Origin of the sequence: Ruegeria sediminis (assembly GCF_005938215.1) — a bacterium.
GTDB classification, from domain to species: Bacteria; Pseudomonadota; Alphaproteobacteria; order Rhodobacterales; family Rhodobacteraceae; genus Ruegeria; species Ruegeria sediminis.
This window is the reverse complement of record NZ_VCPD01000006.1, coordinates 98435-110803: the sequence shown is the minus strand read 5'-3', so window position 1 is coordinate 110803 and position 12369 is coordinate 98435. Positions and strand designations below refer to the sequence as shown.

The following is a 12369-nucleotide window of genomic DNA, read 5'->3' as shown; positions in this document are numbered from 1 at the left end:
GAAACGGGAACCATGAGGAAATATCTGTTCGTATCCAGCCTTGCGCTGGCGGCTGCGGCTGGTTCGGCCTCGGCACAGGAAGCCTGCGCAAGCTACGTGATCCAGCGCGGCGACAGCCTGCGGGAACTGGCGCTGAGGGTCTATGGCACCGAAGATTACCGGTCCATCTACGATGCCAACCGAGACACGATCGGCAAGAACCCGAACGTCATTCGCGTGGGCGACACCCTGCAGATGCCCTGCGTCGAAAACGCCACGACGACCGCCGCCGACAGCGGCTCCGAAGCCGAGCGCATGGCCGCCGAGATGGCCGCCGAACTGATCCGCGCCGCCGAGGAACGCGCCGAAAAGGCCATCGCCGAGGCCGAAGCGCGGGTCGCCGCCGCCAAGGAAGAGGCGCGCAAGGCCAGCGAGGACGCGGTCCTGGCGGCAAAAGCCGCCGCCAGGCAGGAGATCGAATCCGCCCGCGCCGAGGGCGCCGCCCTGATCCGCAAGGCCGGCGACGGCGAACAGCCGGCGATCCGCGACCGTCAGATTCTGCTCATCACCGGCGGCGGCTACGCCCCCTTCACGGACGAGAACCTGCCCAACCGCGGCCTCTACACCAAGCTCGTCGAAACCGCGCTGCTGCGAGCCGCGCCGGAACAGGCCTACAAGATCCAGTTCGTGAACGACTGGAACTCGCATCTGGACCTGCTGATGCCGACGCTGGCCTTCGACGCGACCTTTCCCTGGTCGCGCCCCGATTGCGACGCCGCGGAATCCCTGTCCGAAAGCGACCGCAACCGGTGCGAGACCTACAATTTCTCGAACCCCTTCTACGAGGTGGTGGACACGTTCTTCGCCAAGGAAGGCTCGGGCTACGAGGCCACGCTGACCTATGCCGACTTCGCCGGCACGACGATCTGCCGCCCCGAAGGCTGGACGCTGTCGCACATGGATGCGGTGGGCCTCTACGAGCCGGCGATCAAGCTGTTCCGGCCGGTCTCCCCGGACGAGTGCTTCTACGCGGTGATGGACGGGCGGGCCGACATCGTCGCGGTCGAGGCGCATCTGGCCGTCGAGGCCATCGACCGTCTCGGGTTCGAGCACCAGATCATCGAGAACCCCAATCTGGCGGCGATCAAGCCGCTCAACGTCATGACCCACGTAGACAATCCCGATGGCGAAGCGATCCTCGAGACGCTGAACCAGGGTCTGGCGATCATGCAGCAATCGGGCGAATGGCGCGACATCGTCTCGACCGCCCTGCGTCATCAAATGGAAAACGGGTGAGGCCTTGGGGAAGGCCGGAAATCAGCAGTCACTGGAGGAAGTAGCAATGTTCAATCTCGATCTCAGGAAACTCGCAATGTCGGCGGTCGCGGCCTCGGCATTGATGGCCGGCGGCGCCAGCGCGCAAGAGGCCTGCACCAACTACACGGTCACCGATGGCGACACGCTCTCGACCATCGCCATCGCGGCCTACGGCACCTCGAACTACCAGCCGATCTTCAACGCGAACCGCAACGTCATCTCCAACCCGACCGAGCTGAAGCCGGGGCTGGTTCTGGCGCTGCCCTGTGACGACGGCAGCCTTCCCAACGGCCAGAGCGCCCAGGAACTGATCGCCGCCGAAGAAGCGCGCAACGCCAACAACAAGGTGTCAAACGTCTATGAACCGCCGATCAAGATCGTGACCGGCGGCAACTATGCGCCCTTCGCGGACGAAAGCCTGACCGGCGGCGGCTTCCTCGTGCGCCTGGCCTCGACCGCCCTGAACCGCGCCGGCAACAACCGCGACTACTCGGTCAGCTTCGTCAACGACTGGAGCGCGCATCTGGAAACGCTGCTGCCGCTGGGCGCCTTCGACGTGTCGCTGGCCTGGTACATCCCGGACTGCAGCAACCGCGACTACGAATGGTCGGCCGAGACCGAAAAGCGCTGCACGCAGTTCGACTCGACCGTCAGCGTGTATGACACCGTCATCGGCTTCTACACCCTGCCGGACAGCGACTATGCCAAGGCCCGGTCCTTCGAGGATTTCAAGGGCGCCCGCCTCTGCCGCATGGAAGGCTGGTTCACCCACGATCTCGAGGAAAAAGGCGTGTTCGAGCCGCACGTGACCATGATTCAGCCGGTCAGCGCGCAGGAATGCATGGATGCGGTCCTGACCGGCGTGGCCGACATCGCCTCGTTCGAGGTCCAACTGGCCGCCGACGCCATGAGCGACATGGGCCTGACCCCCAAGGACATCGTCGAGAACCCGTTCGTCAACACCGTCGCGGGCCTGCGCTTCGTCACCCACCGGACCAACCCCTACGGCCGTCAGTACATGGCGATGCTGAACGCCGGCCTGAACGAGATGCGCGAGTCTGGCGAATGGTACGCGATCATCTCGGACACCCTGCGCGAGCACAATGAAAAGCTGATGGCGGCGTCGAACTGATCCGATCGCCAGCACCGCAACGCAAAGGGCCGGTCCACAGACCGGCCCTTTTGCTATTTGCACAGACTTAATCGCCAAATTTCCCGGACTTAGATCAAGAAAACGCCCGATCTACGGGAAACCCCTAATTCTCAGACCGCCTGATTCTGGTACGTTGAGTACATGGAATTCGGTCCGGCATTGCCGAACCGCTCACTCAGAAAGGGGCCGGCATATGGGGTGTCGGCCCCTTTCGCTTGCGGGTACTCCCTTTCACGTCGCGCCGACGATGTTGCGCACCGCGATCCCAAAGATCTCCTGCACCGCGCCCACCGCCGCGTCGGGCCTGGTCATGAGCCCGACCGGGCCCTGCGTGATGCCGGTGTCGAAGGGCAGCCTGACCAGGCGGCCGTCCGCGATCTCGTTGGCGACCACGCCGCTCGAGATGATCCAGACCGCATCCGACTGCCGCGCATAAACCCGCCCGAACGCGCCCGAGACGGTCTCGAGCCGGTTGGCGATGTCGCCGATGCCGTTGGCGATCAGGTAGCGTTCGACCAGCGGGCGGATCGCCGAGCCCTCGGGCGGGTAGATGACCTGCCACTCCGCGATCCGGCGCAGGTCCGGTTCCGCCAGCAACGGATGCCCGGGGCGGACCACGAACACGACCTGCTCGTTGTAGAGCTGCGTGAATGATATCCCCTGCATGGATTCGGGGCGGCCAAGCCGGCCGATGACCAGATCCAGTTCGCCCAGCCGCAGGCGGTCGACCAGGTATCCGTGCGGCCCGTCCATGATCCGCAGGATGGCGTTCGGCGCGAGCGCGGCGAATTCCCGGGCCACCTTGGGCATCAGCCAGGCCGCGACGCTGGGCAGGGCGCCAACGGTCAGCCGGTCCTTCTCCTGCCGCCCTTCCCGTTCGACCCCGTCCAGCCCCTGCTGCAGGCTGGCCAGCGACATCTGGGCGAACCGCAGGAACACCTGCCCCGCGCCGGTCAGGGTCACGCCCGACCGGCTGCGCTCCATCAGGGTCGCGCCGATGATCTCTTCCAGCTCCTTCAGCGTCTTCGAGATCGCCGGTTGCGACAGGAACAGCTTTTCGGCGGCGCGTTTCAGGCTTTGCTCGCGCGCGATCTCGACGAAGCACTGGATGTGGCGGAACTTGATGCGGCGGTCGATCATTCACTTTCCCATTTCGGCAAGTAAACTCTAGAATATCTCATTTTACTTTGCGCTTCCATCCATTCATCCTCCTTCCACGGGAGGGTTCGCCATGAAAACACAGGTTGTCATCGTCGGCGGCGGTCCGTCGGGCCTGCTGCTCAGCCAGCTGCTGCACCGCAAGGGCATCGACTCGGTGGTGCTGGAACGCAAGACCCGCGACTACGTGCTGGGTCGGATCCGGGCGGGCATTCTCGAGGTCGGTTTCGTGAACCTGATGCGCGAGGCGGGCGTGGCCGGGCGCATGGACAAGGAATGTTTCGTGCATGACGGCACCGTCATCTCCTACGGCGATCAGCAGTTCCGCGTCGATTTCGAAGACCTGACCGGCAGCCACGTCGTGGTGTACGGCCAGACCGAAGTGACGCGCGACCTCTACGATGCGCGCGAGGCGATGGGCGGCAAGATCGTCTTCAACGTCGATCACGTCGAAATCCACGACGCCGATACCGATACCCCCTACGTGACCTACGACATGGGCGGCACCGAACACCGGATCGACTGCGATTTCGTCGCCGGCTGCGACGGGTTCCACGGCGTCAGCCGCCAGACCATCCCGCTGGCGGTGCGCCGCGAATACGAAAAGCTCTATCCGTTCGGCTGGCTCGGCGTCCTGTCCGAAACGCCGCCGGTTCACGATGAACTGATCTACGCCAGTTCCGAGCGCGGCTTCGCCCTGTGCTCGATGCGCAACGCCAATCTCAGCCGCTATTACATCCAATGCTCGCTCAGCGACGACCCCGAGGACTGGACCGACAAGGCGTTCTGGGAGGAACTGAAACGCCGCATCCCCGCCGAGGCCGCCGAGCGGCTGGTCACCGGCCCGTCGATCGAGAAATCCATCGCGCCCCTGCGCTCCTTCGTGACCGAGCCGATGCGCTGGGGCCGCCTGTTCCTGTGCGGCGACGCCGCCCATATCGTGCCGCCCACCGGCGCCAAGGGGCTGAACACCGCGGCCAGCGACATCCACTACCTCTATCACGGCCTGCTGCAGTTCTACGAGACCGGCGAGACCGAAGGCATCGACCGCTATTCCGAAAAGGCGCTGGCCCGCATCTGGAAGGCGGAACGGTTCAGCTGGTGGATGACCAACCTGCTGCACCGGTTCCCCGACCAGTCCGATTTCGACCTCAAGATGCAGCGCGCCGACATCGAGTTTCTGCGCGAGAACCGCGAGGCGCAGTCGGTGATGGCGCAGAACTATGTCGGCCTGCCGTTCTGATGGCCGGCCCGATTTCACCGATCCGCAGGTCAGGGAGATGACCCATGTCCGACCGTCATGACCTAGGCATGCGTGTGCGCCGCAAGGTTCTGGGCGACGCCCATGTGGACCGGGCCGAAGCCGCCAAGACCGCGTTCGACGAGCCGTTCCAGAACTTGATCACCGAAAGCGCCTGGGGCACGGTATGGGCAAGCGACGGGATCAGCCCGCGGGAACGATCGATGCTGACGCTGGCGCTGCTCGCCGCGCTCGGCAATTTCGAGGAGATCCCGATGCATATCCGCGCCACCGCCAATACCGGCGCCAGCAAGCAGGACGTGCTCGAGGCGTTCCAGCACGTCGCCATCTATGCCGGGGTGCCGCGCGCCAATCACGCGCTGAAACTGGCCAAGCAGACCTATGCGGAGATGGAACGGGAATGACACGGGAAACGCGCAGTCCCCGCCACCAGAGGAGAAAGCCGACATGCTGAAACCCGGCGAATTCTACCAGCGAGACCGCGAATGGCAGCCGCCTGCCTACAGCCCGGACTACAAGACCTCGGTGGCGCGGTCCCCGCGAAACGCGCTGATCAGCCTGCAGAACTCGATGAGCGAGATCACCGGGCCGGTCTTCGGGCACAATGACGTGGACCCGATCGACAACGACCTTCTGTCGAACTACGCCAAGCCCGGCGAAAGCCCGATCGGCGAGCGGATCATCCTGCACGGCCGGGTGCTGGACGAAAACGGCCGGCCGCTGCCGAACACGCTGGTCGAGATCTGGCAGGCCAATGCCGGCGGCCGCTACCGCCACAAGAAGGACACCTATCTCGCGCCGATCGACCCCAACTTCGGCGGCTGCGGCCGGGTTCTGACCGACGAGAACGGCTATTACCATTTCCGCACCGTCAAGCCCGGCGCATACCCGTGGCGCAACTGGGTCAACAACTGGCGGCCCGCACATATCCACATGTCGATCTTCGGCACCGCCTTCGCGCAGCGCCTGATCACCCAATGCTATTTCGAGGGCGACCCGCTGATCGCCAGATGCCCGATCGTGAACACGATCCCCGATCCAAAGGCCGTCGAACGCCTGATCGCGCCGCTGGACCTGAACGCAACGATCCCGCTCGACGCCATCGCCTACAAGTTCGACATCGTGCTGCGCGGCCGCCGCTCGACGCTGTTCGAAAACCGACTGGAGGGGAACTGAAGCGTTTCCAGTCAAAGCGGGAACCGGTTTGCCGGTTCGGAAACGCGACAAAGGAGAAGGCCATGCCGCAGGAACTGAACTATCTCAAGGAAACCCCGTCCCAGACCGCCGGCCCCTACGTCCATATCGGGCTGGCCCCCGGCGCCGCGGGCTTCGACATCTACCGCCAGGAACTGGGCTGGGACATCGCCGGCCCCAACGCCAAGGGCGAGCGCATCCGCGTCGAGGGCATCGTGATCGACGGCACCGGCAGCCCGGTCAAGGACGTGCTGATCGAGGCGTGGCAGGCCAATGCGCAGGGCGTCTACGCCCATCCCGAACATCCGGGCGAGGTCGAGGACGGCTTTCGCGGCTGGGGCCGGGTGATCACCGATTTCGAAACCGGCGAATGGGGCTTCGACACCGTCAAGCCCGGCCCGGTTCCCGGCCGGTCCGGCTCGATGATGGCGCCGCACATCAACCTCTGGATCGTGGCGCGCGGCATCAATATCGGGCTCAACACCCGGCTCTATTTCAGCAACGAGGAACAGGCCAACGCCGCCGATCCGGTCATCAACCTGATCGAATGGGAAAACCGCCGCCAGACGCTGATCGCCCGGCGCGGCGCGCGCGGCGGGCAGGCCGTCTACCGCTTCGACATCCGCCTGCAGGGCGAGAACGAGACCGTCTTCTTCGACATCTGAGGGAACGCCGACATGACCAATCCCTGCATCATCTGCGTCGCCATCACCGGGTCGGTACCGACCAAGGCGAACAACCCGGCAGTGCCGATCACGGTCACGGAACAGATCGAAAGCACCCATGAGGCGTTCGAGGCCGGGGCCGCCATCGCCCATTGCCACGTGCGCAACGACGACCAGACCCCCACCAGCGATCCCGAGAAATTCGCGCGCCTGGTCGAGGGCCTGAAAAAGCACTGCCCCGGCATGATCATCCAGCTTTCGACCGGCGGGCGCTCGGGCGCAGGCAAGGAGCGCGGCGGAATGCTGCCCCTGCGCCCCGACATGGCCTCGCTGTCGGTGGGATCGAACAACTTCCCCACTCGCGTCTACGAGAACCCGCCCGACCTGGTGGACTGGCTGGCCGCCGAGATGCGCACCCACGAGGTCACCCCCGAGATCGAGGCGTTCGACCTCAGCCACATCCTGCAGGCGATCCGCCTGCACGAGCAGGGCGTGCTTTATGGCAAGCTCTACGTGCAGTTCGTAATGGGGGTGAAGAACGCCATGCCCGCCGACCGCGAGGTGTTCGACTTCTACGTCCGCATCATGCAGACCCGCGCGCCGCAGGCGGGCTGGTGCGCCGCCGGAATCGGCCCCAACCAGATCGCCGTCAACGAATGGGCCATCGCGGCGGGCGGGCACACGCGCACCGGCCTCGAGGACAACATGCGTCTCGACAAGAACACGCTGGCCCCCTCGAACGCGGCCCTCGTCAGGCGCGCCGCCGAGCTGTGTGAGAAGTACGAGCGCCCCGTGGCCACCTGGCGGCAGGCGCGCGAGATACTGGGTCTGCGCCCCGAGCCGGCAACCTGAACGGCACCCTCCGGCAAAAGACACTCTGGCCAGAGGCAACCCTATCCGCCAAGGTGTCGGCGAAACAACCTGCCCAGCCCGGAGCACGCCGCATGAACCGCCTCTACTACTCGCCGCTCTCGCCCTTCGCCCGCAAGGTGCGGATCGCCATCATCGAAAAGGGCCTTGCCGACCAGTTCGACCTGGTGGAAGTCGCGACGTCGCCGCTGGACACCAACGCCGAACTTGCCGACCGCAACCCGCTGGGCAAGATCCCCTGCCTGCAGCGCGCCGACGGGCGGGTGATCTACGACAGCCGCGCGATCCTGCGTTACGTCGACGGGCTGGGGGATGCCGCGCCACTCTACGAAAGCGGCGACTCAGCCTTTGACCGGCTGACGCTGGAAAGCCTGGCCGAAGGCGTGATCGAGGCCGCGCTGCTCTGCGTCTACGAAAAACGGTTCCGCGACGCGGCCCACGTGTCGCAAGCCTGGCTGGACGGGCAGGCCGACAAGATCGCCCGCGCGCTCGACTGGTTCGAGGCGCATGTGGCGGACGCGCTGGACGCCCGCTTCGATGCCGCCGTCATCGGTCTGGTCTGCGCGCTGGGATACATCGATTTCCGCCAGCCGGTCGGCGACTGGCGCGCGGGCCGCCCGCGCCTGGCCGCGTGGTACAAGACGGTCTCGGCGCGCCCGTCGCTTGTACAAACCGAACCGGCCTGACGGCGGGTCCCCTACAAGTCGGACAACCGGGCGCCGGCGGCCATCATCCGGCGTCCGGCGCCCATTTCCTGACCTTCTGGGTCTGCACGCCCAGCTTGTCGATCCCCAGCCGCATCACCTCGCCGCCCTTCAGATAGACCGGCGGCTTCTGCCCCATGCCCACGCCCGGAGGCGTTCCGGTCGAAATGATGTCGCCGGGCTGCAGGCTCATGAACTGGCTGCAGTAGGAAATCAGGTGCGGCACCTTGTAAACAAGGGTGGCGGTCGTCCCGTCCTGATAGCGATGCCCGTCCACCTCAAGCCAGATGGCGAGGGACTCGAAATCTCCCACCTCGTCCGGCGTAACCAGCCACGGCCCGATCGGGCCGAACGTGTCACTGCCCTTTCCCTTGTCCCAGGTGCCGGCGCGGTTCATCTGGAAATCGCGTTCCGAGATATCGTTCACCACGCAGAAACCGGCGACATGGTCCAGCGCGGCACCTTCGTCGATGTACCGCCCGCCCTTGCCGATGACGATGCCCAGCTCGACCTCCCAGTCGGTCTTTTTCGCTCCACGCGGAATCTCCACGTCATCGTCGGGGCCGGATATGCACGAGGTCCACTTGCCGAAGATCACCGGCTCGGGCGGAATGTCCAGACCCGCTTCGGCGGCGTGATCGGCGTAATTCAGGCCGATGCAGACGAACTTGCCGACCTGGCCCACGCAGGGGCCAAGGCGCAGACCCTGCTGCGGCGCGCCATCCACCAAAGGCAGATCGGCCGGACTCAGCGCCCGCAGGCGCGAAAGGCTGTCCGGCAGCAGCGCGTCGCCCGCGATGTCGGCGACATGATCCGACAGGTCCCGAACCTGCCCGTTCTCATCCAGAAGACCCGGTTTTTCGGCTCCGGCCGGCCCGTAGCGCAGCAGTTTCATTCCCTCGACCTCCGCAGAATGGTTTCGCCCGGCGGGCGGTTTCGGCGGGACTTTAGAGCGACTTCTCCGCCGCGTACAGAACGGCCTCGGAAATGGACGCGCGGAATTGACAGGGAACCCCGCTCGGATCGCCGGGCCTGCAAAATCCGGTTTGGCAATGTCATCCCGCATATCTAGAATTGTCCGGACGCCGCATGTCGGCACCAGGGAAAGACAGCGTTTTGTTTCAAGTTCACCCGCAAGCGGAACTCCTGCTGCACGGCAGCCTTGTTCCGCGTCGCGCGATGCCGGACGAAAAGACCTCGTGCGGTCAAGTCCGCACGATTGCACCCGACCCCGTGGGGGACGCGGTCGCGCACCTGCTGGATTGTCTGGCAAGCGGGCACGAGTTCTGCGTCGGCACGGCTGCGCCCGCCGGCGGCGACACGCCCGGCGAGGCCGGGTTTTTCCAGTGCTCCAGTTCCGGAACGATCGCCGCGCCAAAGCGCATCCGGCGCAGCCACCAATCCTGGATCGAGAGTTTCCGCATCAACGGCGAACAGTGGTCGCTGGGCCCTGCCGACGCCTATGCGGTCCTCGGCAGCCTGCAGCATTCGCTTTCGCTTTATGGCCTCATCGAAGGACTGCACCAGGGGGCGAAGGTGAATGTCCTTTCGGGCCTGCCGCCCAGACGCCAATGGGTCCAGATGCAGGCCATGCCGCCTTCCATCCTATACGCGACACCGACCCAGCTGCGGCAGTTGGGCGAAGCGGCGGTCGGGGCCCCCCTGGCTTCGGTGCGCAGGCTCGCCGTCGGCGGCGGGTTTCTGGACAGCGACACGCGCCGACGGGCTGCGGAACTGTTCCCCTCTGCGCGGATCACCGTGTTCTACGGCGCGTCCGAGACCAGCTTCGTCACCATGGCCGACGACACAAGCCCCGCCGACTCGATCGGGCGCGCCTACCCGGGGGTCGAGATCCGGGTTCTGACGCCGCAAGGCTCGGACTGCGGGCCGGGCGAGGTCGGCGAGATCTGGGTGCGCAGCCCCTACCTGTTCGACGGCTATGCCGCCGGGCATTCCTCGGAAACGCGCTGGCGCGACGGGTTCCTCACCGTCGGGGATCTGGGTCATCGCGATGCGCGGGGAAACCTGTTTCTCGTGGGCCGCACCAACCGCATGTTCACGGTTGCCGACCAGAACATCTTTCCCGAAGAAATCGAAGACGTGCTGCGCGCGCATCCGCTGGTGTCCGAGGCGGCGGTCCTGCCCAAACCGGATGCCAAGCGCGGCGCGGTGCCGTTCGCCTTTGTCGCCGCCGCGCTGGATCAGGACGGGCTTGCGCATCTGCAGGCCGAGTGCCGCCGAAAACTGGGCGCGCTGAAAACCCCGCGCAAGCTGATCAGCGTGGCCGACTGGCCCTGCCTGCCCTCGGGCAAGACTGACCTGCAGGCCCTCGCACTGCGGCTGGAAGAGATGGGCTGATGCAGGCCCATGTCATCGCAGCCCGGCGGACGATCGTGGCGCCCCGCAACGGCGTGCTGGCAGGATTCGAGTTGCACGAACTGGCCGCGCCTGTCCTGTTGGCCTGTCTGGCCGATGCCGGCATCGGCTCTGACGCGGTGGACGAGGTCATCCTGAGCAACGCCATGGGCGGCGGCGGCAACCCGGCGCGGCTGGCGGCGTTGCAGGCGGGTCTGCCCGAGCGTGTCGGGGGGCTGAGCATCGACCGGCAATGCTGCGGCGGGCTGGATGCCCTGATGCTGGCACGCGCCATGATCCTGTCCGGACAGGCCGAGGTGATACTGGCGGGCGGCGCCGAAAGCTACTCCCGCAGGCCCGTCCGGATGCGCACATTAGCCGACGGATCCGGTCCGCAGCCCTATGACCAGCCGCCCTTTGCCCCCTGGCCCGAGCGCGACCCGGGCATGGCAGAGGCCGCCGAGACCCTGTCGCGGCAGTTGGGCATCGGCCGGGACCGGCAGGACGCTTGGGCCATGCGAAGCCACGAAAAGGCGCTGGCGGCGCAAAACGATCTGGCCGGCGAGATCGTTCCCCTGGGTCCGGCGCAGGATCGAAGCGACCCGTTCGCACGGCCACTCAGCCCGCGCCTCAGCGCGCGCGCGCCGGTCATATGCGGCACGATCACGGGCGCCAATACGGCAGTCGCGGCGGATGGCGCGGCCTTCTGCCTGGTGGTGTCCGACCGGGTCCGCAGGCGGCTGGCCTGTTCCGGCGCGAGCATCCTCGGCGGTGCGTCGCGCGGCGGGCCGCCGGACCTGCCCGGGATCGCTCCGGTCGCGGCGATCCGTGAAACGCTGGAGAACATTTCGATGTCCCCGAATGACCTGGCGGCCGCCGAAATCATGGAGGCTTTTGCAGTGCAGGCCCTCGCCTGCGTGGAACAGGCTGCTATCCCGGCGGCGATCGTGAACCGCAAGGGCGGCGCGCTGGCCCGGGGTCATCCTATAGGCGCTTCGGGCGCGGTTCTGGCGGTTCGGCTGTTCCATGACCTGGCACCGAGCGGGGGCCGGGGACTGGCCGCCATCGCCGCGGCAGGCGGACTGGGCTCCGCGCTCGTTCTGGAAAGGGTCGAAGCATGAGCGAATTTGCAAGCCGGACGGACCTGGACGCCTTGTTGCCCTGGATCGCCGCGGCCCCAAAGGACCGCTCGGCGGCCGAGATCATCTGCTACCGTCCCGATTTCCGGCAACGCGTCTTCGCCGACCGGATTGAATTCTGCCCGGAACGCGGCGTGGTCGGGGATCGCTGGCGCGACAAGCCCTGGCTGCGCGACGCGCAGGGCAATCCGGATCCGCGCATCCAGGTCTGCATCCTCGGCGCGCGCGTCTACCGCCAGGTCTGTTGCCGCGACCCGGAAATGCCCCATCCCGGCGACACGATCATCGCGGATCTGGACCTGTCCGAGGAAAACCTGCCGGCAGGCAGCCTGCTGCAGGCCGGTTCGGCGCAGTTGCGGGTGTCGGACCTGTTCAACGATGGCTGCGTCAAATGGCGGAGCCGCTACGGGGCGGACTCAGTCCAGTGGATCAACGACCCTCGCAACCGGGCGCTGCGGCTGCGCGGAATACTCTGCGAGGTCGTCGCGCCGGGAACGCTGGAAAGGAACGGGCCGCTCGGGAAACCGGAACGGCGTTCCGGATGAACGAGGCCGGCCACCTTTCGGCAGCCGGC

13 protein-coding genes are annotated in these 12369 nt (G+C 66.1%); 11 read left to right on the top strand and 2 right to left on the bottom strand.

What is annotated here, in order from left to right:
* Positions 1-12 precede the first annotated feature (12 nt).
* Positions 13-1275, top strand: coding sequence for a transporter substrate-binding domain-containing protein (locus FGK63_RS16185; protein WP_138844153.1), 1263 nt, complete (start codon positions 13-15; stop codon positions 1273-1275).
* A gap of 46 nt (positions 1276-1321) precedes the next feature.
* Entirely contained in the window at positions 1322-2428 is a 1107-nt protein-coding gene (locus FGK63_RS16180) for a LysM peptidoglycan-binding domain-containing protein (RefSeq protein ID WP_138844151.1), read from the top strand.
* 252 nt (positions 2429-2680) lie between these two features.
* Here FGK63_RS16180 and pcaQ read toward each other — a convergent pair whose 3' ends face one another.
* Complete coding sequence (gene pcaQ, locus FGK63_RS16175) at positions 2681-3589, bottom strand: pca operon transcription factor PcaQ (RefSeq protein ID WP_138844149.1); 909 nt, start codon at positions 3587-3589, stop codon at positions 2681-2683.
* 91 nt (positions 3590-3680) lie between these two features.
* Here pcaQ and pobA point away from each other — a divergent pair, with 91 nt between their 5' ends.
* From pobA to FGK63_RS16145, 6 genes are all read left to right on the top strand, one after another.
* Positions 3681-4850: a 4-hydroxybenzoate 3-monooxygenase gene (pobA, locus tag FGK63_RS16170; RefSeq protein WP_138844147.1), complete on the top strand. Its 1170-nt coding sequence runs from the start codon at positions 3681-3683 to the stop codon at positions 4848-4850.
* A gap of 44 nt (positions 4851-4894) precedes the next feature.
* Positions 4895-5272 (top strand): 4-carboxymuconolactone decarboxylase, encoded by a 378-nt coding sequence (pcaC, locus tag FGK63_RS16165; protein ID WP_138844145.1) that lies wholly within the window; start codon positions 4895-4897, stop codon positions 5270-5272.
* Positions 5273-5315: 43 nt separating this feature from the next.
* Positions 5316-6044 (top strand): protocatechuate 3,4-dioxygenase subunit beta, encoded by a 729-nt coding sequence (pcaH, locus tag FGK63_RS16160; RefSeq protein ID WP_171052675.1) that lies wholly within the window; start codon positions 5316-5318, stop codon positions 6042-6044.
* Between the two features lie 62 nt (positions 6045-6106).
* Complete coding sequence (pcaG, locus tag FGK63_RS16155) at positions 6107-6727, top strand: protocatechuate 3,4-dioxygenase subunit alpha (protein ID WP_138844143.1); 621 nt, start codon at positions 6107-6109, stop codon at positions 6725-6727.
* 12 nt (positions 6728-6739) lie between these two features.
* Entirely contained in the window at positions 6740-7579 is an 840-nt protein-coding gene (locus FGK63_RS16150; protein WP_138844141.1) for a 3-oxoadipate:acetyl-CoA acetyltransferase, read from the top strand.
* 92 nt (positions 7580-7671) lie between these two features.
* On the top strand, positions 7672-8283 hold the full coding sequence (locus FGK63_RS16145) for a glutathione S-transferase (RefSeq protein ID WP_138844139.1): 612 nt from the start codon (positions 7672-7674) through the stop codon (positions 8281-8283).
* Between the two features lie 43 nt (positions 8284-8326).
* Here FGK63_RS16145 and FGK63_RS16140 read toward each other — a convergent pair whose 3' ends face one another.
* Positions 8327-9196: a fumarylacetoacetate hydrolase family protein gene (locus FGK63_RS16140; RefSeq protein ID WP_138844136.1), complete on the bottom strand. Its 870-nt coding sequence runs from the start codon at positions 9194-9196 to the stop codon at positions 8327-8329.
* 284 nt (positions 9197-9480) lie between these two features.
* Here FGK63_RS16140 and FGK63_RS16135 point away from each other — a divergent pair, with 284 nt between their 5' ends.
* Genes FGK63_RS16135 through FGK63_RS16125 form a run of 3 tightly spaced genes read left to right on the top strand, consistent with a single transcriptional unit; the run spans position 9481 to position 12340 of the window.
* Positions 9481-10659: an AMP-binding protein gene (locus FGK63_RS16135; protein ID WP_218961148.1), complete on the top strand. Its 1179-nt coding sequence runs from the start codon at positions 9481-9483 to the stop codon at positions 10657-10659.
* The gene (locus tag FGK63_RS16130; protein WP_138844133.1) at positions 10659-11777 is read left to right on the top strand and encodes a thiolase family protein; all 1119 of its coding nucleotides are present in this window, start codon (positions 10659-10661) and stop codon (positions 11775-11777) included. Before FGK63_RS16135 ends, FGK63_RS16130 begins: the two co-directional genes overlap by 1 nt.
* Positions 11774-12340 (top strand): hypothetical protein, encoded by a 567-nt coding sequence (locus tag FGK63_RS16125; protein ID WP_138844130.1) that lies wholly within the window; start codon positions 11774-11776, stop codon positions 12338-12340. Before FGK63_RS16130 ends, FGK63_RS16125 begins: the two co-directional genes overlap by 4 nt.
* The last annotated feature ends 29 nt before the right edge of the window (positions 12341-12369 follow it).

What these genes read in the sequence shown, in the direction of transcription:
- pobA (WP_138844147.1), top strand. Translation starts at nt 3,681, where the DNA reads ATGAAAACACAGGTTGTCATCGTCGGCGGCGGTCCGTCGGGCCTGCTG.
- FGK63_RS16180 (WP_138844151.1), top strand. Translation starts at nt 1,322, where the DNA reads ATGTTCAATCTCGATCTCAGGAAACTCGCAATGTCGGCGGTCGCGGCC.
- pcaC (WP_138844145.1), top strand. Translation starts at nt 4,895, where the DNA reads ATGTCCGACCGTCATGACCTAGGCATGCGTGTGCGCCGCAAGGTTCTG.
- FGK63_RS16150 (WP_138844141.1), top strand. Translation starts at nt 6,740, where the DNA reads ATGACCAATCCCTGCATCATCTGCGTCGCCATCACCGGGTCGGTACCG.
- FGK63_RS16130 (WP_138844133.1), top strand. Translation starts at nt 10,659, where the DNA reads ATGCAGGCCCATGTCATCGCAGCCCGGCGGACGATCGTGGCGCCCCGC.
- FGK63_RS16185 (WP_138844153.1), top strand. Translation starts at nt 13, where the DNA reads ATGAGGAAATATCTGTTCGTATCCAGCCTTGCGCTGGCGGCTGCGGCT.
- FGK63_RS16145 (WP_138844139.1), top strand. Translation starts at nt 7,672, where the DNA reads ATGAACCGCCTCTACTACTCGCCGCTCTCGCCCTTCGCCCGCAAGGTG.
- FGK63_RS16125 (WP_138844130.1), top strand. Translation starts at nt 11,774, where the DNA reads ATGAGCGAATTTGCAAGCCGGACGGACCTGGACGCCTTGTTGCCCTGG.
- FGK63_RS16140 (WP_138844136.1), bottom strand. Translation starts at nt 9,196, where the DNA reads ATGAAACTGCTGCGCTACGGGCCGGCCGGAGCCGAAAAACCGGGTCTT.
- FGK63_RS16135 (WP_218961148.1), top strand. Translation starts at nt 9,481, where the DNA reads ATGCCGGACGAAAAGACCTCGTGCGGTCAAGTCCGCACGATTGCACCC.
- pcaH (WP_171052675.1), top strand. Translation starts at nt 5,316, where the DNA reads ATGCTGAAACCCGGCGAATTCTACCAGCGAGACCGCGAATGGCAGCCG.
- pcaQ (WP_138844149.1), bottom strand. Translation starts at nt 3,589, where the DNA reads ATGATCGACCGCCGCATCAAGTTCCGCCACATCCAGTGCTTCGTCGAG.
- pcaG (WP_138844143.1), top strand. Translation starts at nt 6,107, where the DNA reads ATGCCGCAGGAACTGAACTATCTCAAGGAAACCCCGTCCCAGACCGCC.